The sequence below is a fragment of the Zhongshania sp. R06B22 genome (assembly GCF_040892595.1).
Classification (GTDB): Bacteria; Pseudomonadota; Gammaproteobacteria; order Pseudomonadales; family Spongiibacteraceae; genus Spongiibacter; species Spongiibacter arctica.
Window position 1 is genome coordinate 2662329 of the sequence record NZ_JBFRYB010000001.1, and the last position, 26968, is coordinate 2689296.

Here is a 26968-nt window from a genome sequence, read left to right on the forward strand (position 1 = left end):
GCTGACAATAAAACTCAAGCGAGCGACTCCAACTTCACATAATTTAAAACGGGTTGAAATTTGCATATTCTGGCAGAGCTACCCGCGTGCGCATTGCTTTTAAGGTTTCAAACGGATTATCTACAATCATTGAATTCACCAAGCTCGCAGGCAAGGCGCCAACGGGATTTAAATGCAGCTGAAAGACAACTTTAGTTTGGGTATCACTAAGCGGGGTCAACTCGAAAAAACCGGCCACCTCATCAACTCGCACTGCATCTGTTTTAGTCGGCAAGGCCGCTTGGGCGGATTTAGGAAGTGCATCAGCTTTAACCCCAGACAACTTTACCGTCGTTACACGAGTAGCCGTATCTTGATATATTTCATTGCGCAAAATCATTTCGCGATCGGCGGCGGGCCAAGGGAAGTCATTCTGCAAATACTGATAACGATCCATTAAACTGGCTTTATAAAGCAGCTTGGGGCTTTTACATTTAAACATCCAATGCACAAAGCCACTGGTGTCGTCTAGCAAGGCCATCACTTGGTTAAGCTCAGCATTGACTATCGACTCACCACGAAATGCCTTGTAATCCGAACCCTCTACGACGCGCGTGTAAACCCGAATACCGTCCTCATCCTTTGCTAGCTCCCACTCGCCGGCGAAAGCAGAGACACTCAGCAGTAAGAACACCACCAACACCAAACACTGATCTTTTATTCCGTTCACATCCACCTCCAACTATTGATGATTTCAATTCATTGCAACATAAAATAACTAAATTACTAAGCCATCGCTATGCAGGCACTAGGCTTTTCGGTCTTTAGTCCAGACCGCTTACATCCGGTAGGTAAACTGCATGGCAACGGAACGCGGAGGCTCAAGAAACCCGGTGTGACTAGTCGCCCCGAATATCGTTTTCGACAAAGGTGTGTCACCGGCATATACGATGATGACCTTATCCGTTAAGTTTTTTCCTACCAATGCCAATTCCCATTGTTTATCAATGGGCCCAATACCAATACGACCATTCACTTTGAAAAACCCATCCTGCTCAACGCGGGGGTCCAAGTTGGATGACGGGTTGTAGTTGTCAGTAAAAATAATATCCAAACCCATACCAATCCCCATTGTTGGGCTGATAGGCCGAATATAACCGACGAGGAAGGTACCGGACCAATCAGCAACATATTGATTAGTCTGCCCAGTGTAGTCACAGCTAGAACCATCTGCAGAAGTCGGCGCTTGATCTTGCTGACACTGACCATTCTCAAAGTCAGTGAACTCAAAATCAAGTAATGCCACCGCGCCCCCCAAACTCAAATAGTCGGTGATTTGCCAGCGGCCATCCATCTCAATACCCATGGTGACAGCTTGCTTGGCATTACCAACATTGAAGCCCAGAGTCCCGTCAAAGATACTAATTTGAAGATCGTTGTACTGAGTATAAAATGCCGCAATATTTAACTCCGCTGCGCCGCCTAGCAAACCTGTTTTGAGGCCCAACTCTAAGCTCCTCGCTTCCTCTTCTTCATACTCAAACGTGCCAACCAAAACCTGTTGATTAGGCGTAATAGCACCCGGATTGCGGGGCGTAAGTTCCCTACTCGGCGACATATTTGAACGCGCATCGAAGCCGCCAGCTTTGACGCCTTTAGTCGCCGTAAAGTAGGCCATCCCATCTTCGGAATAGTCCCATTGCACATTAAGCAGCGGCGAAAAAGACTTCTCCGTGCGCTTGCCACGCAAATCATGGCGTTCTGCAGAAAAGGTAATGGCGGACACAGTATCTACCTCACCAAAAGGTAAAACATTGCCCTCCAAATCTGCGAACTCAAGTTTGCGACTGCCGGTCTTTTGCTCTAGCGTTCCGCGCCCACCCAAGGTTAAGCGCCAATCATCACCAAAGTGGAAGGTAGTCTGCAAAAAAGCAGAATATATGTTTGATGTGCTTAGAAACTGACGAGGCGCAGTTATATTCGTTACCGCATTACCTGCATCACCGATACCAGCAATTTCTTCTAGCGCACCACCCAGCGGATTGGGGTCAAAATCCCCTCTAGCTCCCCCTTCGGTGAGATCAGCCGCATTCAGTAGCTGCACTACCACATCGGAATCCTGAATAAGTTTATCGCGGAAATCTAGCTCATTGCGCTGCAGATAAACGCCGCCAATGTACTCTATATCTTCACCTGCCGGTGATATCCAACGCAGCTCTTGGCTGTACTGGGTGTAATCCTCACCGAGCTCCAACTTAAATAGTTCTGCTGCGGTAGCATCGCAGTCGCAGAGATCGTTATAGGTATAGTGTAAGTAACCTGTTATTGCGGCGAATTCATGTCCGCTGTCGTTCACGCTAAAAACATTAAACGTTAAATTGGTGGTGTCATTATTACTATAATTACCATTCGAGCTATTTTTGTAATCTTGGAAATTATTTCGCACTGACTCATCAGTATCAACATTTACAACCCCTGGGAACTGGGTATTGTCTAGTATTTCAGCCTCTGTGCGACCCGTAAACAGAAACACATCGGAAGTAGATGGCTCGTCGTTAATGATTTCACCCTGACGACCCAAGGTATCGAAACTTCCGGTTTCCAGCTTCAGCGACAGCTTAGTTTGATCGGTCGCCTGCCAATTTAACTTTACACGGAACGTCTGCTGGTCATACTGTGGTCCGGTTCTTCCCAAAAACAAATTTTCCATAAAGCCGCCGTACTCACGTAGTCGGGCGGCAAAGCGAAAACCAACGGTGTCCGTAATAGGCCCTGACAGCATCAAATCATGGACGTTGTCGTCAAATTTGGGTTCGTAAAGCGTTGAGAACAAGCCTTCGAAGTATTCTGTGGCATCGGCCGTAATAAGGTTAACCGCTCCGGCGATACTGTTCTTGCCGTGTAAGATATTCTGCGGCCCGCGCAGAACTTCAACTCTGGCCAAATCTAAAAACGGTGCTCTAGCTAACTGCGCGCGGCCGTAATAAATACCGTCAACATACATACCCACTGACTGCTCAAAGCCCTGGTTCATACCAGTACCAATGCCGCGAATAAAAATATCCGTGCTGATACCACTTTCCGTTACAGTCAGATTCGGCACATAGGCTTGGAGATCTTCCATACGGTTGATACCCGCTTCCATCATTTTTTCGCCACTAACGGCACTAACAGAAACGGGTACATCTTGAAGACTTTGAGTCCGATGTTGGGCCGTGACAACCACTTCTTCCAACATGGCGGCCATTGACCCTGCGGGAAAGACAGCAGACGCAAGCAAACAAAACACAAGGGATGTATTACGACTAACCATAACTCAGGACCTACTTTTCAGTTTTATTGTTATAATAGATGCCATTATGCGACACTGTTTAATGAGACATTAATTGGCGACTCATCAGATGTCAAGAAAAGTGTGACGATGACACGATTAGCCTATTTTTAAAGCGGTGTTCGGCTGGAAACTTTGTTTCCCACTAGACGCAGCATTATAAATTGCCAATTTAAATGAAACTGTTACACCTGGATTGTATTCCAATTTAGAGGGCGCCGAGCGCAGTAAATAGCATGAAAATCTCCGAAGACACCATCAATAGTATCGCCCAACTGCTACCGCAAACGAATATCGCAACGAATGCTTCGACAACCGAGCACCAGCGTGATTATTCGGTCGAAGAGCTTGCGCTCGCTGCCAACACTACCGTGCGCAATATTCGCGCCTACCAAGATCGCGGCGTACTGCCGCCGCCGGCACTCCAAGGCCGAAAAGGCATTTACAGCAATTTACATCTTTCGCGCCTTCGTCTTATCGCCAATTTACTCGACCGGGGCTACACCCTCTCTAGCATTCGCGAGCTGATATCTGCGCTTGAAGAAGGTGTTGGGCTGAGCGAAGTACTAGGTATAGAATCTGCCCTAAACTCGCCATGGACAAATGAAGCACCCACTACAATCGGCATGACCGATCTGGTAAAAATGTTTGGCAGTAAATTAACACCCTCGGCGATTAAAACGGCCCATGATCTTGGCTTATTTAGCATTTCAGGTACCGAGTTACGAGTGTCAAGCATGAACACTTTAAAGGTGGCCGAAGAGCTGTGTGCGACGGGTATACCCCTAGACGAGTTATTAGATATTCTACGAATGATGCGCGGAAATGTGCAGCGAGTAGCAAATGAGTTTGTCAAATTAGTATCACGTCACGTGCTAGAGCCCTACGCCGAGCAGAAAATACCGCCGCCAGAAGAACTACCCAAAATCGCTGAATTAGTATGGAAATTACGGCCACTTGCAGAGAAGGTGGTCGATGCTGAACTCGGACGCGCAATGGAAATAGCGGCCGGTCAGTTTTTGGCTGACACCCTGGAATCTATAATGGACGATCTACCCAAAGATTCTCCCTATAGACGTTAATCACTGACGGCCCTTATAAGCACCAATCGATGGCTGATCGGCCATGAGTTTCAAGATAGGCGTTTGCTTTAGAAAAATGTCGGCATCCCAAAAAACCGCGATGCGCTGATAGTGGCGATGGATGCGGAGCCTCTAATATAAAGTGGCGTCGCCGGTCTATTGCGAGCCCTTTTTTTTGTGCATGACTGCCCCACAGCATAAATACCAAATCTCGGCACTGTTCATTTAGCGCCTTAACGATGGCATCAGTAAAGATTTCCCAGCCCCGCCGCTGATGAGAAGCTGCCGCACCCTCCTCTACCGTAAATACACTGTTTAGCAATAGCACACCCTGATCCGCCCACGCTTGCAGATGGCCATGATCAGGGATACTCACACCCAAATCTGCCTGCAGCTCTTTATAAATATTGCGCAATGACGGCGGAATTTTTACATCTGGCAACACCGAGAAGCTTAATCCGTGAGCCTGACCACTGCCGTGGTAGGGATCCTGCCCCAGAATCACGACCTTAACATCTGCAATTGGCGTGCTGTTTAAAGCAGCAAACCAGTATTCACTTGGCGGATATACCGCTATACCAGCAGATTTACGGTCTTCAATAAACTGCAGCAAATCTTGAAAATAAGTCTGTTTAAGCTGCTCACCAAGGACAGCCTGCCATGACGCCTCCAACATTATTGCCATTTAGCAGACCTGCCATTATCAAATAGTGAAATTAGGACCTTCTTAAACTAACTATTGCACCCGCTAAGCAAACAGCAATGTGCTGTAAACATCTAAAATCGAGTAAAAACCGCGGCTTTAGCATAACAAAATATTAGTAGCAGTACTCACTGGTGGGAACCACATCTATCTCATCAAAATCGATAAAATTGACGCAGCTATTTATCATTTTCTGCATATTATTTTCTTGTTTTGAACTATCACCAACGGCATCATAAAATACCGCAGGATCAGTCATCGCCAAGCTAGGAAAACATTCTTCTACAATTGCGTGATAGGCAGCGGCGTCTTTTCCGTTCACATCGCTGACAATATTCTGAACATAGCGGAAGGTTGACTGGGTTTCTAGAGCGATAGCCGTGTGGGTGTTTTGCCAGTAGCTCAACCACGCTTGGTACTCTAAGCGCTGCGGGCAGCGCAGCAGCGCCACCTGACTAAATCCAGGAGTACGCACGCCAGTCTCAGCTCGGTGCTTGATGTTTGCTAGGCGCTCCACTTCATCGACATGGTAGCGGCTAAACTGCACGGAAATGCGCTGAATCAGCTCATCTAGAGAGTCAGTTGCAAGTGCATCATCAAGCCAAACGCAGCACATGGCATCAAACAGCGAGGCGGAGCTTTGCATGCGTAACGCCGCCGCCGGCGCAACATCGCCATCGGCGATATTAAGCTGCACCCTACCGACACCGACGACTTGCTGCAAAGCAGGCACCAAATCGTGGTGAAGAGTGCGGCTCCATCCCTCGTCAGAGGTATCGAGCCATAACAAATAGATCACTTTTCGCATTTGCACTCCCCGGCGGCTATATGCGCTAAATACCAATCGGCGGTGTCGCCGTGGACGCATTATCGATCAGCATTTCAGCGGCATTTATAAATCGTGACTCATCCGACGCCAAATACAGTACCAGCGCCGCGATATCCTCAGGCTCACACATTGGGTGGGCTTCGGTAGACAATGACTCGATCTCTTCGCGAGTCGCTGACTCCTGACCAGTAGCGACCTTAAAAACCATCGGTGTCTTGACACCATCGGGATGAATCGAGTTGCAGCGGATGCCATTGCGCTTTTCACGACAATACAAAGCAACTGACTTAGTCAGCGCCATCACTGCGCCTTTACTCGCGCTGTAAGCGGCGACAAACGACATACCGTGCATAGCGGCAACCGATGACATATTAATAATAGAGCCGCCGTTGCCCGACGCTTCCATCGCAGGAATAGCGGTTTTACACCCCAAAAACACGCCTTCATTGTTAACCGAATTAACGCGCCGATAATCTTCTAAGCTGCAATCGACAACATTGCCTAGCGTCATCATGCCAGCATTGTTTACCAAGACATCTAGGCGGCCAAAACGCTCTACCGCAGTCGCGACTACGCGCTGCCAGTCTTCTTCGCTAGTCACATTGTGCTTTACAAAAATGGCCTTATCACCAATTAGCTCAGCCACAGCTTGGCCATCTTTCTCATTTAGGTCAGTAAGTACCACCGACGCCCCCTGCTCTGCCAACATTATGGCATCAGCACGCCCCATACCGCTGGCGGCGCCAGTCACAATACATACTTTACCTTCAACACGGCCCATAAATTACCTCATAATTGTTATTGATATCGCTAAACGGTGGCTGAAATAGCCTGCCAAACACAGCCAAAGTTACAGGATGTTAACCGCCAGTAAATCATGCCTTTGAATAAATAAAAAGTGCAGACTAATTACCCTTTGGTAAGATTAGCCCTAAGTAAACTTGGAGCTACTATGAATCTTCCCTCTATCACCCACAAAATCGCCATTACATCATTCATTTTATTAGCGCTCGGCGCCATTGGCGTTCGATTTAATTGGTATGGCTATCAAGTGGGCTTAATGATGTTCGGTCTTGCCGGCCTCCTAAGCTTTATTAGTATATGTGCCTCTGCATTTTTCACTCGACGCACCAAAACTTCGGCGGGACAACGCCAACTCAGTCGGGCCGCCCTCATCGCACTACCGGCTATCATTTTTTTCAGCCTTGGACTTTTTAGTGGCGCCGGCGCGCCATTAATCCATGACATTAGCACTGACACCGAAACCCCCCCCAAGTTTATTGCCGCCAAGCTAGAGCGGCGCGCCAGCGATAATAGCCTAGTCTACGCAGCCGGCAACCGTGAACTTCAACAACAGGCATACCCTGACATTCAAACCATTCCCACCCTGCTTAGCGTCACAGCTGCACAAGACAAGGCACGGGCAATTGCAGAAAATTTGGGCTGGCAAGTCACCTACCAAGAAAGTGGCCATATTGAAGCCACGGTGAGCAGCTTTTGGTTCGGCTTCACCGACGACGTTATCATTAGGATCAGCGAAACCCCTAGTGGATCGATTATTGACCTCCGCTCTGCTTCACGTGTGGGCAAAGGCGATCTCGGTGTTAATGCCAGCCGAATTCGCCAATTCTCTCAACAATATCTTGAATAAGAGCTGGCTCATACGGGGCAATCATTAGGGCCGGCTCGATTCATTCCCGCCAAGCATTGTATTGCAATGGAGATTTACCCAGCGACGCTTAGCCCTTACCATCAGCATGCTATGTTGAACTAAAGCAACAAGCATCAATTAACGGTTCGTTTATCGGCAGCTAGCAGACTAAACTTGGGTGGCAACTAAATTTTGCGCTACGGCCCTAATCGGGGTTAATTCGATTAATAATCCGCAAAAACGTAAATAACAGCTGTCTTAGGTGGATTCATATTCTAAAACATAAAACGTCAGCATCGAAGTCAGGCCTTGCCTCCGGCAAAGCAAACTATCTCGGCCTACAACGCAAGTTAAGTGGCGTATTGTTTTTGGCCATAGCCCTTGTCATGGGTGGCAGAGCCTATTACGCCTACGTCCAAACAAACAGTCATCATCGAGAAGCCGTTCGCAGTGACTTACTGCAACTTGAAGCGACCTTCGAATCCTTAAACCAGCGTTCCAATATGGAGCTATTCCGCTTAGCTAACAGTCAAGCCATCCCCAATATCTCAGATCTTGAGAAAGCACTGTCAGATGACATCGTAAACAGCCAAAATTTGTCCTTGTTATTACCCGGACAGTTATCTGGCATCGATTCAGTCTATTACCTAGCTTATGATGGACGCGTACTGTTTAGCTCGCGGCAGCCGACATCTGTATTCCGCCTAAATCCCGAACATATCCAGCGGGCTTTAAGCGCCATTGATAACAAGACCCAGCCAGTCGTCACCATAGAGTGTGATACTCAATGCTATCAACACGCATTCATTCCCGTTCATGACCGAAATAACCAAGCATTCATCATTAACATCAATCGTTCTGCAAAGTTTTTAATAGACGATTTTTCAGATGTTAGTGGCGCAGACATCGCCCTAGTATCACTAGCAAAAGATTTAGAAATAAACGCAGCACCCCAGATCATACTAGCCAGCAGCACAGACAAAACCCAAAAAATACTGAATGCCTTGGGCAGCAAATTTGATTTTACAAAGCACATAAACAACAGCTATTTAGATTCAAGCAATTTTTACAGCGCGCGCATTTCTCCGTTAAATTCAAGCGCAGACACCCCCCACTACGTGGCAATCATAAAAGACCATTCAAGAGTCTACCAACAGGTATTTCAGACCATCAAAGAGATCTTTATTAGCTCTCTTTTAATGCTCGCAATCATCCTGATATTAATTGCAGTAATTCTGAAACCCTCATTAAATCGATTATTAGAGCTAGCAAAAATTCTACCGCTTCTTCCCCTGGGAAAGTTTAAAGATGCTAAGCAGTCACTTAAAAAAGTTGATTCCAATTCTCGCTGGAGTGATGAGATAGATATCCTCGCGGCAGCGGTCGACAAAGTCATCGACTCACTAGACAGCATGGACAAAATTGTAAATGATCATAGAAAAGAGCTGGCTGAGAAGATCGATGCACTCACAGAAGCTAAAGTATTTAACGAAACGCTACTAGATCGCTCTCCCCTCGCCATCCTCATTCATGATCTCGACGGGAAGATTCGAAATATCAACAAACTGGGTCGTCAGTTAAGCGGCGTAACTGAGCAGCTACCTGTCGATGCCAACATCAATAGCTGGGTAAAAAACGAGCATCAATCGACAAGCCTGAGCGCCCAGCTTCGTTCAAGCTTGAATCGCGAAGGTAAAAAAACTCAAAACGAAACATCATTTTTTACCGCAGACGGAAGAAAGCTAGATTTCTTGTGGACTCATAGCAGCCTTCATATTGACGGCGAGCTCAAAATATTGTCCTTGGGAATAGATATTACCGAGAGACGTGAAGCGAATGAAAGCTTGCACTGGCTGGGACAACACGACCGCGTAACTGGTTTGCTAAATCGCAGTAGCTTTAGCGAAGCAGCAAATAATTACATCAGAAAATATAAAAGGACCATGGCCATCGAGCTACTGATGTTAGATATCGACGATTTCGCCATGTTTAATGATCGGCACGGCTTTAATGCCGGAGACAAGTTACTCAATGATATCGCTGCGCACTTACACGAATCACTACCCCCAGACACCCTAATATCACGCACTGGATCCGGCGAATTCTGCGCCTTAATTCATCACCCAATGAAATCCCAATCGAGAGCCAAGGACCTAGCTCTAGAGCACCTCACACGCTTCACTTTTATACATGGCGACAACAAGGAGGCGATATGTTTATCAGGGGCTGTCGATTCATTTAATAATAATCTCAGCGGTATCGATGAGTTAATTTTAAATATCACGTCGACGATGGTAAGAGTGAAAAACAAGCTTCGTGGTCATTTGTACTACGCTAGCGATGAGGACGATAGCAGTCGATCGTCTAGGCACCAGAAACAGCAGATGAAAGAGCAGCTGCTATCAGCGTTAAACGAAAATAGGCTGGTTTTATTTTATCAACCGATACTCAATCTCAATACCAATAGTATTAGTCACTGTGAGTGTTTAGTGCGTCTGCTAGACGACGAAGGGCAGTTTATTGCGCCTGCTAATTTCATTGGCATTGCATCTGAAGCAGGTCTAATGCCAAAGCTGGATTATTGCGTTATCGAAAAGGCCATGCGGCAGCAATGCCTGTGGGAAGACTCAGGCATTGCCACTGGCTTAAGTATTAACGTTACGGCCCCCACATTGGAGCAGGCTGATTTCAAGCAGCGAATAGAAGATTTAATTCAGTTAACAGGCGCCAACCCACACCGACTTATTTTTGAAATAGTCGAAACCGATGCCATATCGAATTTGAGTGTTACTCGTGATCTCCTCAACCATTTCAAAACCATAGGCGCAAAAATCGCTTTCGACGATTTTGGGGTAGGCTTCACTTCGTTTGAATATGTGCGCGACCTTCCCGTTGACTACATTAAAATTGATCAGTCTTTTGTGCGCTTTATTCACGAGCGTGAGCAAGATCGCGTGCTGGTCAAGTCAATGGTTGAAATGAGTCATAGCTTGGGTAAGAGTGTAATTGTAGAGGGTGTCGAGAGCCGAGCAGCGCTAGATATAGTAAAAGAAATGGGAGTTGAATACGTTCAGGGCTACCATGTCTGCCGCCCCATGCCGATAAGTGCATTGGATCTGTCTCTGCATTTACGGCACTAACGGCGGCGTCACTTAGTGGCCATTTAAGCTATTGCTAATTCACAGAAACCACGGCTAATAGGTGCTGCGCACACGCGACACCGCGTTCTTCCAGCCAGTGTAACGCCGCGCTCTATCCACTTCGTTCATCGAGGGGTCAAACCCCCTATCACACCGCCACAATGCTGCAACTTCTTCTAAGGAACTATAAATACCAAGCTGTAAGCCTGTTAAATACGCAGCACCTAATGCCGTTGTTTCAGTAACTAAAGGTCGCTCGCAGCGGCAGTCCAACATGTCGGCTAAACGCTGTACCACCCAATTATTGGCAACCATACCGCCATCAACACGCAGGGTTTCAAAGTCTGCGCCATCACCGCGCATCGCTTCCAATAAATCGCGGGTTTGATAGCACACCGACTCCAAGGTCGCCCTGGCTATATGGGCGATACCGGTATCGCGGGTTAAGCCGAAAATGGCACCACGGGCATCCGGATCCCAATATGGCGCACCTAAACCTGTAAAGGCGGGTACCATATAGACGCCATTGGAACTCTCTACACTTTCTGCCAAGGGCTGTGTTTCTGCGGCAGAACCAATTAAATTCAGGCCGTCGCGCAGCCACTGCACCGCGGCACCGGCAACAAATATACTGCCCTCGAGTGCGTAACAGACTTCGCCGCGTATGCGATAAGCAACAGTGGTTAACAATCGGTGCTCAGAGCGCACGGCCACCGAGCCGGTGTTCAAGACCACAAAACATCCCGTGCCATAGGTGCTTTTCGCCATACCCGGAGTAAAACAAGCCTGACCCACAGTTGCCGCTTGCTGGTCGCCAATCAGCGCACAGATGGGAATCGATGCACCAAACCAGTCACTATCAGTGCTGCCATAGTCGTCACAGCTGTCTTTGACTTCTGGCAGCATAGCGCTAGGGATACTAAATAGGGCTAGTAGATCGGCATCCCATTGCTGTGTATGAATATTAAAAAGTAATGTTCTTGAGGCGTTGCTAGCATCAGTGGCATGTCGCTTTCCGCCGGTCAATCGCCACAGCAAAAAGCTATCTACAGTACCAAAAGCCAACTCCCCAGCCTCTGCACGCGCTCTTGCGCCACTGACATTATCTAGTATCCAGCCAACTTTACTGCCGGAAAAATAGGGGTCGAGTAATAGGCCGCTGCGCCGCGACACAATGTCTTCTACACCCTGTGCCTTGAGTTCCGCGCAGCGCGCTGCGGTACGTCGATCCTGCCAGACAATAGCGGGATAGACCGCTTCACCGGTTTTTCTATCCCAAACGATAGTCGTTTCGCGTTGATTAGTAATACCAATTCCGGCAACGTTTGCGGCGGTAATCCCGGCCGCGGCGAGGGCTTTACGGCAGCTATTTAGCGTCGTCTCCCAAATTTCTTCTGGATCATGCTCTACCCAGGCATCCTGCGGGTAATACTGGGTAAACTCCTGCTGACCAACACCACAGGTTTCGCCCTTTGCATTAAATACAATGGCTCGTGAACTTGTGGTGCCCTGGTCAATAGCCAGAATAAAAGTATCCATTTGGGAAATCGCCTCCGTTAAATTATCACCACCCTATGATGGCAGAGAGTTCGGATGGCGACCAGAATTTAGCACCTTATATGGTGGTGAATCCGCGCTTAGGCCAGTATTCCGCCGTCTACACGAATATGTTCGCCGGTAATATGGCATCCGTCTTCAGATGCCAGCATCGCAATAACGCCAGCGACAACCTCAGGCCCCTTTGCACCGGTTAATGATGTAATTCTCGACAATAAATCGAAATCGGCATCTGCGGGAAAGCTTAAACCCTGCACCATATTGGTATTTATATCGCCAGGGCAAACACAATTCGCCCTGACTCCACGTTTGGCATATTCCACGGCGATACTGCGGGTCATCGCCAGTACGCCGCCTTTACTTGCCGCATAGGCTGCACCCCAGGGCAAGCCTTGCAGGGAAGCCGTAGATGCCGCATTCACGATATTGCCCTTGGTTTTTAGCAACTCCGGTAACGCTGCTTTGCAAAGCATGAACGTACCGGTGAGATTTACCGAAATCAACTGATCCCAAATGTCCAAGCCGAGTTCGTGACAATTGGAAAACCGCAGGATTCCCGCCATATTCACCACGGCATCTAAGCCACCGTACTCACTGACACAGGCGTCAATACAGCGCTCTGCGCCGCCGATTTCGCTAATATCAAACCGGTAGGCGATCGCCATTCCGCCTGCCGTTTTAATTTCATCAATCAAAGTATTGAGATCAGCTTCGTTGATATCTGTACACCAGATCTTTCCGCCTTCGGCAGCCAAACGCAGCGCGCTCGCCCGACCAATGCCCGATCCCGCGCCAGTCACTAGCACTACTTTGTTCTCAAATCGCTTCATATTTCTACCTGTTATTATTTTTGCCAAGAAAGTTTAATCTGAGCTTAAGATGGCAGATATTAGCCAAGGCCGTCTACCCCCTGAGAATCACATCACCAAGAAGTTCAAAAAAACGAACCAAGCACACCGTGATGTCATGACTAGATACCGTTTTGCCCCGCGGCATGACCGCTTTTGATAGTCAGTGTGACGCGTTTCGTCCTTGTCTTTAAAGCCTCGTCGACTAAGCTGAGCTCACCATAATCGCCGTCCCCATTAAAGTAAAAATGAGCTCAGCGCGACCATACATATTAGATGATAGACCCTCTATTTTAAGGAGACCGACGTGAGCGATCTCGATCAATTTCGCCAAACTGTACATGCATGGCTAGAAGAAAATTGTCCGCCGGCAATGCGTACGCCCATCACGCGTGAAGAACAAGTCTGGGCGGGAAAAAACAAAGTCTTCCCTAACCAAGACGCCAAACTTTGGTTTGAGCGCATGCGCGATAAAGGCTGGACCGCGCCTGAGTGGCCCGCTGAACTCGGCGGTGGTGGTTTAGACGAGCGCCAAGCCAAGGTCCTAAGAGATGAAATGAAGCGCTTAGGCTGCCGAACTCCCTTATTCGATCTTGGTATATGGATGCTAGGCCCAGCAGTACTCGAATACGGCACCGAGGAACAACGTCAGCAGCATATTCCCAGTATTGTCCGCGGTGATGTGCGCTGGTGCCAAGGCTACTCTGAACCCGGCGCGGGCTCCGATCTAGCCAGCCTACAAACACGCGCAGAAGACCACGGTGATCACTTTTTAGTAAACGGCGCAAAAATCTGGACGACCAATGCAGACAAGGCTGACTGGATATTTTGTCTAGTTCGCACTGACCCCGATGCAAAGAAACAAGAAGGTATTAGTTTTCTCCTAATAGATATGGACAATCCCGGTGTTTCAACCACGCCTATTGAGTTAATTAGCGGCGAATCCGAATTCTGCCAAACCTTCTTTGATAACGTTAAAGTCCCCAAGGCCAATCTGATAGGCGAACTCAATAAAGGTTGGTCAGTCGCCAAATCCTTGTTGAAACACGAACGCAAGCTCATGGCTGAAATCGGTGGCGACACCCCGGGCCCAAGCTTTAGCCCCGTTCAGGCGGGAATTGAATACGTGGGTTTAGACAGCAGTGGCAAACTACGGGATCACGGTCTACGTGAACAGTTAGTCAGCCACGAAATGGCCTACCGCGCAATTGGCCTAACGCATTTCCGTAGCTTTGAAGAACGCATGAATGGCGTTGCGGACAACAACGTCCCTTTAATTATGAAATACGTTGGCACCGAAGAAAGTAAACGCAAAGAAGAAGTTCTTATGGCAATACTCGGACAACGGGCACTGGGTTGGTACGACGATGAATTCAACGCCGATGAATTGCTCACCAACCGCGGCTGGCTGTTTTCTAAAGCACTTTCTATTGCCGGTGGCACATCCGAGGTCCAGCTAAATATCATTGCAAAACGGGTGCTAGGCTTGCCCACTTAGTAAGACTAAATAGGATTATTTAACCGAGCCGGCGCAAAAACACAAACGCAGGCACGCTAATTCATCGACACCGTGAACACACCGGAGAGCGGAATATGACACTGGTACTAAACGAAGAGCAAAGGTTGCTCAAAGATACCGCCAAAGATTTTATAAGCCGAGTAATGCCGGTATCAGCGCTGCGCACCTTACGCGATCAAAAAGATGCGCTGGGATACAAGCGCGAACACTGGCAGCAGATGGTTGAGCTTGGCTGGGCCAGCATGGTGTTACCGGAAGCCTATGACGGCTTGGATTTTGGCTATATGGGGCTGGGCGCAGTTATAGAAGAGAGTGGCCGCACTCTAGCAGCCTCTCCCCTATTCTCAACCGTTGTGCTCGGCTCAACTATTATTATCGAGGGCGGTAGCGAAGAACAAAAATCTGCGTTATTGCCGGGCATAGCCGCTGGCGAGATCAGCTTGGCGCTGGCATTAGAAGAAAAACCGCATCATCAGACAACGGGCTTTGCGACCACCGCAGTCGCGGATGGCGACGACTTTATTATTCAAGGTAAAAAGGTCTTTGTGCTAGACGGCCACAGCGCCGATCAACTTATTGTTGCCACCACTATGGAGTCGGGAATCGGATTGTTTATTGTCGATGCCAGTGCCAGTGGCATTGATCGCCGTCGCCATCATTTAATCGACAGCCGCAATACCGCCACTATTGAGTTCAAGCAAGTACGCGTAAATAAGTCATCCCTAATTGGCGACGCCGTACAAGGCCAAAACATTCTTAACACCGCAATGGACTATGGTCGTATTTGCCTAGCTGCAGAAATGTTAGGCGCCGCCAAGGAGTGTTTTGAGCGCACTGTCGCTTACTTGAAAGAGCGCGATCAGTTCGGTGTAAAAATTGGTAGCTTTCAGGCGCTGCAGCACCGCGCCGCGAAAATGTATATCGAATTAGAACTGTCAAAGTCGGTGGTACTTGATGCACTCTCAGCCATTGATGACAAAAGAGCGGACTTGCCTCAGTTGGCCAGTCTTGCCAAAGCAAGCCTAAACGATGTCTTTGAATTAGTGACCAACGAAGCCGTACAAATGCACGGCGGTATCGGCGTTACTGATGAACTAGATATCGGTTTCTTTCTAAAAAGGTCGCGGGTTGCTACCCAAATACTCGGAGATAGCAGCTTTCATCGTGACCGCTATGCCAGCTTATGTGGCTATTGATCTAGGGGAGACGTGCGCAAAGCCCTCTTAGAAATATAAGGGGGCTATTCACGTTTTTATTTTTAACTACAAACGCAGTATAAAATCTTTGCCATTGGCAGGCCGGCCCATAAATTGGGTCAAGCTTGCAAACAGTGGCGTGCCCGCTGCCGGAGTAAGCAATAGCTGGCCATTAATTTGACCACTAACAGAAATACGCACAACACCGCGAACTTTGGCAGCATTGTTTTCATCGACATCTAAAACAATGCGCTTATTCTCACAGCGTAAGCTGGCCGTTACCGGGGCAATGCTCCCGACACCATCAATATCACCTGATAGCGCGTTCAAGCTTATTGTTCCCGTGACAGAAAGACAGCCACCCGCGTTAATTTCGGCCTCCTCCAAGAACAGTGATATCCCGCCATCAAAGCCCATGCTGGGGACATTCATAGCATTCAAAAGCCTAGCCAGCTCGCCTTCGATATTCACGTTGCGCAACTGCAAGGTATTCCCACTACCGATACCGACATCTCCGTCACCCCGAACAGGTTCAGACACTGCTATCGCTAAGGGAACGCCGCTAAAAAATCCCAGTGGATTTAAGGTCCAACGAATACCGCCGAGGGTTATCCCCTGATATTGGACCACATCTAACTCGCCGCGCCAGACTCTACCACTGACATTGCCCAAGGCCATCGCGGGCTGCTGATTAACTAATACGTCGCGCACTACCCATGCGGGCGTAGCCACTACTAAACAAATAACAAAAAACAATATCCCAATAAAGATCCATAGATTACGCTTCATTCACTAGCACCCAGCGACGCCCGTAAAGAGACACTGCCCGGCGAATCCAACAAAGTAATATTTGCCGAATGTAATGTCATACCTGCTACCGATAAAGTTTCAATAAATCGCACCGCGCTGCTGTAGTCAGTCCTCGCCACCCATACGCTGTAACGACCTGACGACTGCGGCTCGATACGATTAATATTCACCGAGAGTGCCGCTGCAGCCCCAGTAATCTGCTGCTGAGGCGAACCTGAGATGGCCGCAGACTGAGATCCAGACCCACGCATAGATTGAATTTTTGATGACGCCTGCTGCATCCAAGCATACGACCCACGCCGCTGTTCCAGGCGAGCCTCAGCAGCTGAGTTGGCGCTCAATAAAGGTTGCCAAATCACCATCCAAATAATAAGTGGAATAGCTAAGGCGCCACCGATAATAACGATCTGGCGTTCGCGTTCATTGCGTCCTTCTAGAAGTCGGTCTATCAATTTCATTGCGCCGCTCCTCTGATACTCACCTGCCCTGCGATACCACTACCCTCCTGCCCGAAAGCGCCACGATTGACATCAAGGCCTTGCGCTTTTAGCGCCGCAAGCCACTGATCGACAACTTCGTAAGACGCCGCTTTCACCAATAATTTCATCACCGGCGGATCATTTTCATAGTTAAGTTGGCTCAGACTAATATTGCTGCGACCACGGCTTGCCGCCGCCACCTTATCCAACCAAGGCATCATTGCACCGTTGCTACCGGCATTTTCCAAGGCGTTCAACTGACTGCGCATTTGGCTTCGCGCATTAACGACTCTAGCGCCGGGGAATGCCTGCTGATAAATTTCGATCATGCCTTTATCAAGGGCCTCGATTTCAAGGGTCATGGTGCGAGTTTGCACCGCTAAGCCAAACCAATGTACGAGCAGCAAGCACGCAAGTAATATCAGCGGCCAGCGCAGACGATTCAAGGCCTCGCCACCCTCATCTTTAAGCACATAATTCCCGCTCAGCAGAGACAGCGGCCACGGCGCGAAGTTGCGTGCAAAGGCGTGTAAACGACCTTTACAGTGAACGGCATTAGCTGGCGCGTACTCAGTCAATTCGCCGCGATAGTCATTGCTAAAATACCACTGCACATCCTGGTCTGCTTGCTCGCCCGCTGCTGCCAATTGCTGCCAAACCGAAAAGTTAGCCGTATTAACACCCGCTGAGTGGGCGTGAAAATTTGCTGCCACTTGATGCTCAGCTACAACCACTGCGTTTTCAGGCAAAACCGCATAATCTGGCAATAAGGCCTTAACACGCAGGCCGCTGCTGCGCAGAACGTCTAAACAGTAAGCGACCAAATCACGACCGATCACCAGTACATCAGCCGCCTGGTTTGCTTTTATAGTACCGGTAGCAATATGCACGCTATCGAGATCACCACAGAGCTTATCTTCAAGCTGGAAAGGCAATGCTGACAAACCAACTCGTCCACCTTTTGGGAGTACAACCCGATGCGCACTCACCGCTTCGCCGGGAATTAACACATAGCACGGCACACCCTCAGCCCTGTCGGCCAAGCTTGCCAGTTCACTCGCATTATCCAATACACCTTCCGCAATCACACTGGAGCGATCAGTATCCCAGTGTAACCAAGCGACCGGCGCCGCCGGCGTCAGGGGTAAATCTATTAATAATAACGCAGTCAAAAAACTTCTCCATACTCGCGGCCATAAACAACTGCCTTGCCGTTTTTTAACACCACTCGGCTAAACAAACGCATTTGACGTTGCTCGTAAAACACATCTGCCAAACCCTTAAAATAATGTGACTTCACACCAATGCCTTGTAAAAGTTTTGCAGGCAAGACCTCACCCGTTGGTAAGTTCAGTGCAGTGACAAAGCTAGCCGTATCCGCCCAGCCATTTTCTGGCCTGCTTTCCAGTACTGCATTCACTTCCTCTACCGACAGCACATTGGCAATTGCCGCTGCCAGCAAGGCCGCTTTATCCGCCGTTAAGGTATTCACATTAATGGCCGTATTCACTTCGGGTAACGCACACACATAGGGTTCTATGCGCTTCTGCTCATCTTCTTCAAATTCAGCGTATAAACCCATTTCACTCACTGAGTCTAATAAACTATTAGGTGGCAAATAGGGATAATCCAAGGCGGTATAGCTTAGATCCTCAGCGCCATAGATGCCTTCAGGAGAAAAATCCTCGTCGATCCAATCCTGGGTCCGACCAATAATAAACTCCGCCCGCTGTGCCGATATCTCCAAGTTTTCTAACAGCGCAGTAAAAACCTGCTCTGCCCCGGTGACGTCATCGGCAGCGCCCGTTGCCGGCTCTGCCCGATATAGCGAATTCAGGTTAAAGCACGCCTGTTCATCGCTCACCAAGCCAGCAATAGAACCGCCTTCTATCGGGAAGACAATATCTTTTCTAGCCCAGTCCTGATTTAGCGCAGTCACCGCGTCATCGGCTGCATCTTCTAACGCAAAAACCGCAATGCGCTCGCCGCCAAGTGCATACCAATACCCTTGGTCCATCAATCGCTGATTCAACAGTCGCTGGCTGCTATACCGCACACCATCAATTAAGCCAACGGCGAGCACCACCATAATCGACACAATGAGAAGCACCATCATTAACGCCGCGCCGCGCTGTTTGCCCGGCATATTCATTGCAATAACTCGGGTAACAACACGTTCAACTGAATATCCGCCCACACACCGGTCGACATCGTCATCCGCAAGGACCTTGGCTGGGTGGCATTTACCTGAGTACTGGGTGGCCAAAACACCGACCAACGATTGCCGTCCCACAGCTCTACGACAAAGTCGCTAACGTCATTGAGTAATACCTGACGCTGCCAGGTGGTACTTCCCGCTGGGTCAGCAACCGCAGCACTGTATCTTATAAGTTCTTTATCTTCGCGCACGTAACGCACCCGCTCAAGCGTGCTACTTAAACCCCTGCCCGGCAATACCCGTCTACCGCCGTGCACAAATTCTAGTTCGCTATCCTCTCCGACTTGCTCCGCGACAATATTCGCGGCCATCGCATCGCCCTGTTCATCCCGGGGAATACGCGGCGTAATCTGTTCTAAATCACGTCTGAACACTGTCAGCGCTAAAGCCACGCGCTCTAAGGCCTGCTGTCTGGTTTCGATGGCGGCTTGATTCTCCAAGGAGGTATTTAACAGCAACGCGCCTACCGTACCCAATAAGGCCATAATGCCAACAGCAATAAGTAGTTCGACTAAGGTAAAACCTTTTTCTTGGCTCCTATGCATCCGCTGGCTCATTTGCCAAGAAACGCCGAACGAGTGGCTAGAATGTCTTTGCCAGAACTCAAATACACCTCCACATCGACACGACGAATATCTGGGTGCGGTGTTTCCTGAACACTGCGCTGCCAGCGATAATCAAACCCCGCTAACGTCACTTTACCGCTATTACTATTACCGTAGCCGTCACGAAGAATATCAACCAGTACATTGTGGGCAACCAAATCGGCAAACTGGCGCTGTTCTATCGCGCCGACGCTGTTGGCACTCTCCGTCAAACTTTTACTCAGCGCGACCGCTGCCGTGGCAAAAATAACCAAGGCCACCATAATTTCCAGCAAGGTGAAGCCCCTGCTGCGGCGAACACGAGATTGACGATGGTGTTTGTGAATCGACAATATACTCATCAGCGCTCTATGGTTAACTGTTCGTCGAGGAGCAAAGACTCCGCTCCCGCGGATGACAAACGCCATTCAAAAGGAGAAATCTGGCCGTCGCCAAGAAACAATATTTGTGGCGTTGTTGCGGGGCTGCCATCTTGTTCGTCGGAGTCAGCACCACCCGTCGCATCTTTAATTGGTTCACCGGCAACGCTAATCAAAGAAGTCACGCGTTCATCAAGTCTTAACCCTTTTGCTAAAACTCCTTGCTGAACCCCCTCCCAACCCTGGGCGGTCAGCACGTAAAATCGCCCGCTTTGCTGTTCCCATGCCAAACCTAGACTGCGTCCACTAAACACCGCCTCAGCTCGCGCGCTTCGCAGATGCCCTATCAATTTATAACGCTGTTCTTGCAGTAACGCCCCACCGTCTTTAGACGGCAGAGTGAGGGCGGCAACGCCACTAAGTAAGCCGATGATAAAAACAACAACCATCAGCTCTAGTAATGAAAAGCCTCGATCATTCTTGCCAGTTAACGATGTCGCTGGCCAGTTCTTCACCACCTTCTTCTCCATCTGCGCCCGTTGAATACAAGTCAAACGCGCCATGCTCACCAGGCTGAATGAATATATAAGGATTGCCCCATGGATCTTCTGGCAGGCGTTTTATATAACCGTTACTGCGATAGCTCTTGGGTACAGCGCCAGTCTCAGGACGTTTCACTAAAGCCTGCAAGCCTTGATCTGTGGTCGGGTAAACATGGTTATCAAGCTTGTACATGTCCAGCGCTTGCTCTAGCACCGAAATATCTGCACGTGCTTTTTCGACCATAGCCCGATCTTGGTTTTGGAGCACATTCGGGGCCACTACCGCAACTAATAAGCCCATAATGACAATAACAACCATGATTTCCAGCAAGGAGAAACCGCCTTGCTTTGTCGTAAATCCTTTTTTGCCACTGACACTCTGACGCGCTTTTTCTTTATCTTTATCTTTAAATTTAGATACCAACATACCGACAAAACCTCCTAAAACTGTGTCAGATTATTCAACTGCAATATTGGCAGCATAATCGCCAATACAATCGATAATACTACGCCCCCCAAAACCACAATCAAAAGTGGCTCGAACAAGGTCACAAACATCTGTACTCGCGCCTGTAATTCGCGCTCAAGATTACTTGCGGCGCGCTGCGTCATGGCTTCCATTTCACCACTGGTCTCACCGCTAGCTATCATATAGATCGCCAACGGCGGCAGCTCGGCCTGCTCTTGCAGACAACGGCTAAAACTCTTGCCTTCCCGAACCTGCTCGCGAACGATTGCCATACTTTTCTTCAAATGCTGATTCGACAAGGTGTCGCAGGCCACTTTCAAGGTTTCTAAAAACGGCACCCCTGAGGACATCAGAATAGACAAGGTTCTGAGCATCCGCGAGGCATCTAGCTCCAACATCAACAGACCCCAAAGCGGAATCTTTAATATGGCTTTATCTGCTCGCAGGCGTCGTTCTGGTGAACTTAACCACCATTTAATACTTAGGGCTATTGCCGCAATAATAATCAGTATATAAGCCCAATTTGCCGCTAAACCATCACTCAGGGTAATCAAGATTCGGGTCAGCATTGGCAGCGCTTGGTCGTAGTGGGCAAATTGCGCGGTGACCTTAGGCACCACATAAGTCATCAGCGCGGCTATTACCGACAGCGCAACAAATAACAATACCAAGGGATACATGGCTGCCTGAACAATAACTCCACGTAGCTTCTGACTGTCTTCGGTATAGTCAGCCAGCTGATCAAGAATTAAACCCAGGTCGCCAGACTTTTCACCGGAACTCACCAGCGCTCTGAAGACAGGATTAAATACCTGAGGGTGCTCATTCAAACCCTCAGCTAATGAATGCCCTTCCAACACCCTTGCCCGCAGATCTAATACCACACGTTTTAAATAAGCTTTGCGAGTGTGTTTGGCGGTCGCCGCCAAGGCTTCTTCAAGCGGGATGCCAGACTGTATCAAGGTGGCAAGATGGCGAACAAATAAAGCGAGATCAGCAATATTGACCCGCGAGCGACCGTAACTACGACGCGCATTTTCGGCACGGGTTTTTTCGCGTGTTTGTTTTACATCTAGAGGAAATAATTGCTGGTCGCGCAATAACTGGCGCGCCTGCCGGCCGGAGTCAGCCTCAACTATACCTTTCTTATTAGCGCCATTGGCATCAAGCGCGCGATATTCAAAGGCCGGCATCACCGCCCTCTCGCACACTTCTCAGCAATTCATCTAGGCTGGTTTGACCCGCTAATACTAGGCGTCGACCTTCATCCATCAAAGAAGGCATATGATTGCCAACCTTGCGCAAAATATCTTGTTCGCTGGCGCGATTATGAATCAGCTCACCCACTTCGCGATCAACCACCAGCAACTCGTAGACACCCTGACGGCCTTTATAACCCGTGTGCTGACACATGTCACAGCCTGCTGCGTTAAATGCTTTCTGACCCTCTACGGTCGGATCACCTAGCAATCTCGCTTCAGTTTTGTCGAGAACAATTTCATGCCGACAGTGCTCACACAGCTTACGCACTAATCGTTGGGCTAAAACCCCCTTCAAACTCGATGCAATTAAATACGGTTCAACACCGATGTCGACCAAGCGAGTCACCGCGCCTACAGCAGTATTGGTATGTAATGTCGACAACACCATATGGCCCGTTAGTGACGCTTGCACAGCGATCTCTGCAGTCTCTTGGTCGCGCACCTCGCCCAGCATAACCACGTCGGGATCCTGACGAAGGATGGCGCGAAGCCCACGCGCAAATGTCATCCCAACCTTGGTGTGCACCTGAGTCTGACCTATACCGTCGATATCATATTCAACAGGGTCTTCTACCGTCAGAATATTGCGGCGACGGTCATTCAAGGACATTAATCCCGCGTATAGCGTGGTGGTTTTACCTGAGCCAGTAGGACCGGTAACCAAAAGAATACCATTGGGCTGCTGGAGCAAGTCTTTTAATGCAGACAAGGTTTTCTCGGGCATTCCGAGCTGATCAATATCAATTCGCGCGGCTTGTTTGTCTAGCAATCGCATAACCACGCGTTCGCCATAATTCGATGGAATTGTTGAGACCCGGACATCTACAGAGCGGCCCGCAATACGCAGTGAAACACGACCATCTTGGGGAACGCGTTTCTCGGCAATATCTAAGCGCGACATCACTTTAATTCGCGATACCAGTAACGGCGCCAAACGCCGACTTGGGGTCAACACTTCCTGTAAGATACCATCAACCCGCAAACGCACCGACATGGTTTTTTCGTAGGTCTCAATATGGATATCAGATGCATCCAGCTTCAGCGCTTCGCCAAATAAGGCGTTAATCAAGCGAATAACGGGAGCGTCATCCTGTGCATCGAGCAAATCTTGGGACTCGGGAATTTCTTCTGCAAGACGATCGAGATCGACCTCGCTAGAGATATCGCCCATCGCCGACATCGCATCGCCTTGTTGGCGCTGAAATGTTTCATTAATTTTATCTTGTAGAACTTTTTCTTCGCAGAGTTTTAAGCACACCGCTCCAGCCAGCACACGCTGAACTTCCGCTATCGCGGCAGCGGGGGTTTCTTTACAGCACAGCACATCGAAGCCGCTGTCAGTCTCTTCGACCAACACGCGATTACTGCGTGCAAAGGGGTAACTCAGAAGCTGGCTCATATTATTGCGGAGCCGGTGCCGGCTGATTCTCACCCGACAGTTTACGCTGTTTCTTTTCAACCGCATCTTCAGCGGGCGTCATCGGCGGTGGTACCGGCTTGCTAGGCAAAATACCTGGCGGAGATGCATCCATTCCGGTCCACTCGGGTAGTACTGCCAAGTCGCTAAAGGGGAATAAGTTAATTCCCTGCTCAGACTTTACCAACTGCTCAGCACGGATATAGTTATATTTACGCGCACTCAATTCTGACAGGGTGCCCTGATCACGCACGATAGTCGGACGAATAAATACCATCAAATTCCGTTTCACCTTGGTGGTGCTGTCTGAGCGGAACAGACGACCCAGTAAGGGAATATCACCAAGTAAGGGCACTTTAGCGGATTGCTCGGTCACTTGGTCATCAATCAAACCACCAAGCACAATCGTTGCACCGTCATTGACCAAGACAGCAGTTTTAATCGTCCGTTTATTGGTAATAACGTCGGCCGCCCCGGTGGACGGACTGAGCGAGGAAACCTCTTGCTCAATATTAAGTTGTACCGCATCCCCTTCATTGATTTGCGGGGTAAATAGCAGCTTTATACCAACTTCCTGACGCGTAATGGTTTGAAAAGGATTGGCATTAGTCGAGCTCGCCGTTGAACCGGTAACAACCGGAATCTCCTGTCCAACCAGAATCGACGCCTCTTCATTATCGAGTGTTAATAAGCTGGGTGTGGACAGGATATTCGACTCAGTATCATTGGCCAATGCGGTTAGCAGGGTGGCAAAACTAAAGGCACCATCTTTAAGTTTGCCCAAGCCAAATGCCGCACCTCTCACGCCGCTCACTGCCGTTGCCGCAGCCTCTGCGCCAGCAAGCAGACTGATAATACCTGGCGCGCTGCCACTACCCGAGGCACCGCCACCGAAATTGATGCCGCCAGCAGGGACATTCCCGGAGGATCCGCCCTTAAACAGCCACTGCACACCCAACTCTTTAGCGCGGTTATCAGACACTTCAATGATAATGGCTTCAACCAATACCTGCGCACGGCGAATATCTAAATCGGCGATCACCGACTCCAGATTATCAATAATATGCGGACTACCGGACATCACGATGGAGTTGGTTTGATCATGGGCTTCAATATTGATCATCGACGATCCATTATTGCCCGCCGCTGATTTAGCCGCCTCGTCGCCTTTAATCAGGGTGTCGCTAATACTTTTAAGAACCGGCGCAATATCTGCCGCCTTGGCATATTTCAAATAGCGAACACGAATATTAGATTGGTTGCTAACTTCACTATCTAGATCCTTCACGAGACGTCGCAAATACGAGCGAGCGTCATCGTCGCCAAACAGAATAAGAGTATTCGTGCGCGGATCAGCTGCCACTACCGGCTTCGCAGCACCACGCTTACGCGTTTGTTGGGACAACACCTTGGTTAAGATTCGCTCCACTTCCTCCGCCGAAGAATGCTCCAGCACCACTGTTTCCATTAGCTGGGTATCGACAGAGTTAACCGCATTCACAATCGACATTAGACGTCGTACATTCGACTCCCGGTCTGTGATTAAAATAATATTCGAATCAGCGTAACTGGTAATCACGCCCACCTTATTGTCGACCAATGGACGCAAGGACTTCACCAATTCATCTGCATCCGCGTTCTGCAATTGGGCAATACGCGTCACAATCGACTCACTACGCCCCATTGACGAACGGTCCGACTGCACTCTTATGCCTTCAATTTTTGCCGCTTGGTTGGGAATAACTTTTAAGATCCCATCACCCACTTCAATCGCTGAATAACCTTCTACCCCAAGTTGCAGCAGGAAGATCTGATATAACTCCTCAGCATCTAATTTACGGTGGCTTTCAACGCTGATTTTACCTTTTACACGACTATCTACCACGATGGTTTTGCCGGTGAGTTTCGCGACGGTGTTAATAAACTCACCAATATCAACATTCTGCATGTCAAGATCAAAGCTTTCAGCGAACGCGCTTGCAGACAGCGCGACAAAAAGCCCTAATACAAGACAGCATTTACGTAGTAACAATTTCATATATCAAATCTTTTGGTGAGTATGGTGTCGGCACGTTGAACCAGAAGTTCAAAGGATGTGGTGTTTTGCATGAGCTTAAACAATTCTTGAGGCTGCAAATCCACAACGGACTGGCCGTTGACAGACAGCACAACATCGCCAAGCTGCAAGGCTAATTCTTCGAACAGGCGCTTATCTCGACCAGGTTTTATTTCATAACCAATCAGGCGGCCGCCCTCATTAACAGGGCTTGCTGAGAAGTATCGCGCCAACATCAAGGGACTATTTTGCACGGTATCTCTAGCATTGCCGATTAAGCGGCGAATCTCAGGGGTATCAAGATTTATGGTATCGCTGTCGGACACATTAGGCGCCGCAGCGCTACTAATGCCCGCCAGTTCGGCCTTTTTATCGAGTTCGATTTTCTCGCGTTTACGATTATTCTCTATAATGATGTAGTCAGTTAGCACAGCTAGCAAGCGCACCGAACCCGGGACTTCAATTTTTTCGCCAACGATATAGGCCTTGGTCTTGCTACCGTGTCGGAGCACCGCAACACCACGTTCATCCGCGCCGGAGACCAAACCAATAACGGTGATTTTCAAGCTGCTGCGACGAACATCCTGCTGAGCTTCAACCGCTGCAACTTCGCTGACTGGCGGCACCCCAAACAAAGGCACCCCGAGCAAACTTTGAATATCGTAAGAACCAACAGCCGCTTGCGCCGCGCCTAGGTCTGGGCTCTCGGCACTGATAACCGCAGTGGGAAGCGCGGGATCACGCAACCACGCTGATATCTGCCAACATAAGGCCGCTAGACCGGCTAATAATATTGCCCACAGCAGAACATTCGCAGCGACAGCCACGCGCGGAGGAAAAACTCTTGTTAATGTCACAGAACGATCCACGTCTCAGACTTACCCCAAAATTGCCGCGAAGCGCCGAATAGTAGACG

Annotated in this window: 24 protein-coding genes; 5 read left to right on the forward strand and 19 right to left on the reverse strand. The window is 49.0% G+C overall.

Annotation, left to right across the window (positions count from 1 at the left end; genetic code table 11):
- Positions 1–43 precede the first annotated feature (43 nt).
- Both AB4875_RS12130 and AB4875_RS12135 read right to left on the reverse strand, forming a co-directional pair.
- A complete protein-coding gene (locus AB4875_RS12130; protein ID WP_368376319.1) occupies positions 44–709 on the reverse strand; it encodes an START domain-containing protein in 666 nt (221 codons plus the stop codon).
- A gap of 108 nt (positions 710–817) precedes the next feature.
- Positions 818–3292: a TonB-dependent receptor gene (locus AB4875_RS12135; RefSeq protein ID WP_368376320.1), complete on the reverse strand. Its 2475-nt coding sequence runs from the start codon at positions 3290–3292 to the stop codon at positions 818–820.
- A 254-nt stretch (positions 3293–3546) separates the two neighbouring features.
- Here AB4875_RS12135 and AB4875_RS12140 point away from each other — a divergent pair, with 254 nt between their 5' ends.
- Positions 3547–4392 (forward strand): MerR family transcriptional regulator, encoded by an 846-nt coding sequence (locus AB4875_RS12140; RefSeq protein WP_368376321.1) that lies wholly within the window; start codon positions 3547–3549, stop codon positions 4390–4392.
- A gap of 13 nt (positions 4393–4405) precedes the next feature.
- On the opposite strand, the gene ung is transcribed toward AB4875_RS12140, so the two are convergent.
- From ung to AB4875_RS12155, 3 genes are all read right to left on the reverse strand, one after another.
- The gene (ung, locus tag AB4875_RS12145) at positions 4406–5077 is read right to left on the reverse strand and encodes a uracil-DNA glycosylase (RefSeq protein WP_368376322.1); all 672 of its coding nucleotides are present in this window, start codon (positions 5075–5077) and stop codon (positions 4406–4408) included.
- 133 nt (positions 5078–5210) lie between these two features.
- Positions 5211–5903 carry an EthD domain-containing protein gene (locus AB4875_RS12150; RefSeq protein ID WP_368376323.1) on the reverse strand — a complete coding sequence of 231 codons (693 nt, stop codon included), beginning with the start codon at positions 5901–5903 and terminating at the stop codon, positions 5211–5213.
- A 25-nt stretch (positions 5904–5928) separates the two neighbouring features.
- A complete protein-coding gene (locus AB4875_RS12155; RefSeq protein WP_368376324.1) occupies positions 5929–6705 on the reverse strand; it encodes a glucose 1-dehydrogenase in 777 nt (258 codons plus the stop codon).
- A gap of 171 nt (positions 6706–6876) precedes the next feature.
- On the opposite strand from AB4875_RS12155, the gene AB4875_RS12160 reads away from it, so the two are divergent.
- Positions 6877–7575 (forward strand): DUF1499 domain-containing protein, encoded by a 699-nt coding sequence (locus AB4875_RS12160; protein WP_368376325.1) that lies wholly within the window; start codon positions 6877–6879, stop codon positions 7573–7575.
- Positions 7576–7943: 368 nt separating this feature from the next.
- Positions 7944–10715 (forward strand): EAL domain-containing protein, encoded by a 2772-nt coding sequence (locus tag AB4875_RS12165; RefSeq protein ID WP_368376326.1) that lies wholly within the window; start codon positions 7944–7946, stop codon positions 10713–10715.
- Positions 10716–10769: 54 nt separating this feature from the next.
- Here the strand turns inward: AB4875_RS12165 and glpK are convergent, their stop codons facing one another.
- Positions 10770–12254 (reverse strand): glycerol kinase GlpK, encoded by a 1485-nt coding sequence (glpK, locus tag AB4875_RS12170; RefSeq protein ID WP_368376327.1) that lies wholly within the window; start codon positions 12252–12254, stop codon positions 10770–10772.
- Positions 12255–12352: 98 nt separating this feature from the next.
- Positions 12353–13102: an SDR family NAD(P)-dependent oxidoreductase gene (locus AB4875_RS12175; RefSeq protein ID WP_368376328.1), complete on the reverse strand. Its 750-nt coding sequence runs from the start codon at positions 13100–13102 to the stop codon at positions 12353–12355.
- 325 nt (positions 13103–13427) lie between these two features.
- On the opposite strand from AB4875_RS12175, the gene AB4875_RS12180 reads away from it, so the two are divergent.
- Together AB4875_RS12180 and AB4875_RS12185 are read left to right on the forward strand one after the other, a co-directional pair.
- On the forward strand, positions 13428–14618 hold the full coding sequence (locus AB4875_RS12180) for an acyl-CoA dehydrogenase family protein (RefSeq protein WP_368376329.1): 1191 nt from the start codon (positions 13428–13430) through the stop codon (positions 14616–14618).
- Positions 14619–14713: 95 nt separating this feature from the next.
- A complete protein-coding gene (locus AB4875_RS12185) occupies positions 14714–15835 on the forward strand; it encodes an acyl-CoA dehydrogenase family protein (protein WP_368376330.1) in 1122 nt (373 codons plus the stop codon).
- 66 nt (positions 15836–15901) lie between these two features.
- Here the strand turns inward: AB4875_RS12185 and gspN are convergent, their stop codons facing one another.
- From gspN to AB4875_RS12245, 12 genes are read right to left on the reverse strand one after another with little or no spacing between them, the layout of a single operon-like run.
- Positions 15902–16624 carry a type II secretion system protein N gene (gene gspN / locus AB4875_RS12190; RefSeq protein ID WP_368376331.1) on the reverse strand — a complete coding sequence of 241 codons (723 nt, stop codon included), beginning with the start codon at positions 16622–16624 and terminating at the stop codon, positions 15902–15904.
- A complete protein-coding gene (locus tag AB4875_RS12195) occupies positions 16621–17103 on the reverse strand; it encodes a type II secretion system protein M (RefSeq protein ID WP_368376332.1) in 483 nt (160 codons plus the stop codon). Before AB4875_RS12195 ends, gspN begins: the two co-directional genes overlap by 4 nt.
- Entirely contained in the window at positions 17100–18296 is a 1197-nt protein-coding gene (gene gspL, locus AB4875_RS12200) for a type II secretion system protein GspL (RefSeq protein WP_368376333.1), read from the reverse strand. Before gspL ends, AB4875_RS12195 begins: the two co-directional genes overlap by 4 nt.
- Positions 18293–19276, reverse strand: a complete 984-nt coding sequence (gene gspK / locus AB4875_RS12205; RefSeq protein ID WP_368376334.1) for a type II secretion system minor pseudopilin GspK — start codon at positions 19274–19276, stop codon at positions 18293–18295. The genes gspL and gspK overlap by 4 nt, the downstream gene beginning before the upstream one ends.
- Positions 19273–19899: a type II secretion system minor pseudopilin GspJ gene (gene gspJ, locus AB4875_RS12210; RefSeq protein ID WP_368376335.1), complete on the reverse strand. Its 627-nt coding sequence runs from the start codon at positions 19897–19899 to the stop codon at positions 19273–19275. The genes gspK and gspJ overlap by 4 nt, the downstream gene beginning before the upstream one ends.
- Positions 19896–20288 (reverse strand): type II secretion system minor pseudopilin GspI, encoded by a 393-nt coding sequence (gene gspI, locus AB4875_RS12215; protein WP_368376336.1) that lies wholly within the window; start codon positions 20286–20288, stop codon positions 19896–19898. Before gspI ends, gspJ begins: the two co-directional genes overlap by 4 nt.
- On the reverse strand, positions 20288–20821 hold the full coding sequence (gene gspH / locus AB4875_RS12220; RefSeq protein ID WP_368376337.1) for a type II secretion system minor pseudopilin GspH: 534 nt from the start codon (positions 20819–20821) through the stop codon (positions 20288–20290). The genes gspI and gspH overlap by 1 nt, the downstream gene beginning before the upstream one ends.
- The gene (gspG, locus tag AB4875_RS12225) at positions 20781–21275 is read right to left on the reverse strand and encodes a type II secretion system major pseudopilin GspG (RefSeq protein ID WP_368376338.1); all 495 of its coding nucleotides are present in this window, start codon (positions 21273–21275) and stop codon (positions 20781–20783) included. Before gspG ends, gspH begins: the two co-directional genes overlap by 41 nt.
- Positions 21276–21289: 14 nt before the next feature.
- Positions 21290–22510, reverse strand: a complete 1221-nt coding sequence (gene gspF / locus AB4875_RS12230; protein WP_368376339.1) for a type II secretion system inner membrane protein GspF — start codon at positions 22508–22510, stop codon at positions 21290–21292.
- Positions 22497–23978: a type II secretion system ATPase GspE gene (gene gspE / locus AB4875_RS12235; protein WP_368376340.1), complete on the reverse strand. Its 1482-nt coding sequence runs from the start codon at positions 23976–23978 to the stop codon at positions 22497–22499. The genes gspF and gspE overlap by 14 nt, the downstream gene beginning before the upstream one ends.
- A gap of 1 nt (position 23979) precedes the next feature.
- Complete coding sequence (gene gspD, locus AB4875_RS12240; RefSeq protein WP_368376341.1) at positions 23980–26034, reverse strand: type II secretion system secretin GspD; 2055 nt, start codon at positions 26032–26034, stop codon at positions 23980–23982.
- Positions 26031–26909 carry a type II secretion system protein N gene (locus AB4875_RS12245; RefSeq protein ID WP_368376342.1) on the reverse strand — a complete coding sequence of 293 codons (879 nt, stop codon included), beginning with the start codon at positions 26907–26909 and terminating at the stop codon, positions 26031–26033. Before AB4875_RS12245 ends, gspD begins: the two co-directional genes overlap by 4 nt.
- Positions 26910–26968: the final 59 nt, after the last annotated feature.